This window comes from Pseudalkalibacillus decolorationis (assembly GCF_024609785.1).
GTDB classification, from domain to species: Bacteria; Bacillota; Bacilli; order Bacillales; family Fictibacillaceae; genus Pseudalkalibacillus; species Pseudalkalibacillus decolorationis.
In genome coordinates this window covers 1,097-2,892 of sequence record NZ_JANHJQ010000058.1, presented here as the reverse complement: position 1 = coordinate 2,892, position 1,796 = coordinate 1,097, and the positions used below count along the sequence as shown (strand labels likewise).

The 1,796-nt window shown below is 40.2% G+C and carries 2 protein-coding genes; both read right to left on the bottom strand.

Annotation, left to right across the window (positions count from 1 at the left end; all coding sequences use genetic code 11):
• The coding region (locus NON16_RS25170) for an IS1182 family transposase (RefSeq protein WP_257352364.1) at window positions 1–1,214 on the bottom strand (1,214 nt) is incomplete at its 3' end.
• Window positions 1,215–1,397: 183 nt separating this feature from the next.
• On the bottom strand, window positions 1,398–1,796 hold a 399-nt coding region (locus tag NON16_RS25165), incomplete at its 5' end, for a reverse transcriptase domain-containing protein (protein WP_257352361.1).

The following is a 1,796-nucleotide window of genomic DNA, read 5'->3' as shown; positions in this document are numbered from 1 at the left end:
CAGTCTTGGCACTGCGCTTTCGTAAACGTAAATTCGTGTCCTTTTCTATTTTTTGTACGTTTTCTATACTTGATACTGACTATTCCATTAGGGCAGGTTACCTGCATTTTATTTCCGTCAAATTCAAAGTCTTCGGGGCTGAAAAGACCAGACTTATGTTGTTTCGTTTTCATCCAACTAATATGGGCCTGTATGTTGTTTTCATGTAAAAAACGAAGATTTTTTCCAAACCAATAACCTTTATCTGCGGATAATTCGGCAGGCAGCACATGATGATTTTCATGAAACTGAGTGACCAAATCAACGAGCTGATCTCCGTCTTCTGCATTGGCCGGGGTGACCTTCACCGCCGTAATAATTTCACTTTCTTCATCAATCATGATGTGATCTTTATATCCTTGTATCGTACGCATGTCTGATTTGTGTCCTGTTCTTGCTTCTGGATCGATAACACTTATCATTCGGTCTTTGGCGGTAGCTTGGCGATCCGCAATCACTTTCTGTAACATCGCTATAGCTGAATATTGATTTTCATCGTGTGTAAATAAAGGTTCGGTAAACTCAACGAGCTCTGAGGCAAGCTCTAATACGTGAGGTAACTTTTGGTCACGGGTTTTTCCTTTGAGTTCTTCCCATAGTTGTTCATAACGTTGCTGAAAATCATCGGCTTTTACTTCATCGATTACCTTCAACTCAACGATTACTTTCTTGAAGGCTTCACGTACCAAAGTAAGCCATGTCGGAATGGCTACATCCGCAATGACATGGGTTGAATCAATGATCGCCCGTTTGGGTTCGGCATCAATAAGCCCCTTTTCGATACATTGTTTGACAAGACGCTGAAAGATTTCATTAAACTTCTCAAGTCCTACACGATTTACACGAAAATAACTGATGGTTGTATCATCAGGCAAGTTATCATCAAGGTTCAGCCCAAGAAACCAACGGTAAGCTAAATTAACACGAATGTGTTCAATGACCTGAACATCGGAGAGGTTATAAAGATACTCTAACAGACAAATTTTAAACATGAACTCGGGTTCTTCCGCCGTGCGTCCTCGGTGTTCAGAATATCGATCAGAAAGCATTTGGCGAATGAAAGACAAATCCACATTTTCATCGATTTGTCTTAACAAATGATCCTGAGGAACTGTTTTGTCATAATAATACTGGTCGAATGCCGTGATTTGTTTAGAATTTACTTTCCTGAGCATCTTAAACCCTCCAGTATATCCAGAATATTTATATAATTCTATTATACACCATATATTCATAAAATTGGGACGACTTTTTCGGAGGTCTCCNCTGTTTTGTCATAATAATACTGGTCGAATGCCGTGATTTGTTTAGAATTTACTTTCCTGAGCATCTTAAACCCTCCAGTATATCCAGAATATTTATATAATTCTATTATACACCATATATTCATAAAATTGGGACGACTTTTTCGGAGGTCTCCCCTGTGGTGAGCCGATTTCGGTTTCATAGAACTGGCCATCTTCCATGAACCCAGCTTTTAACCACATCTCAATGAGGTCTAGTACCCGTCCGTCGGCGATTTTCTCTCTCACTTTCGTCATCACGATATCATGGGAGACGTTGTCAAAGAAGGACTGGATGTCTAAATCTACGACATATTGATATCCAGCTTGTTTCGCTCTTCTTACGACATCCAACGCATCGTGTTGCGAGCGCTCTTTTCGAAATCCGTAACTGTGTTGGTAAAAGTCTCTATCGAAATGAGGCTCAATCACCTGTCGCATAGCTTGTTGGATAATTCGGTCACGAATCGTTGG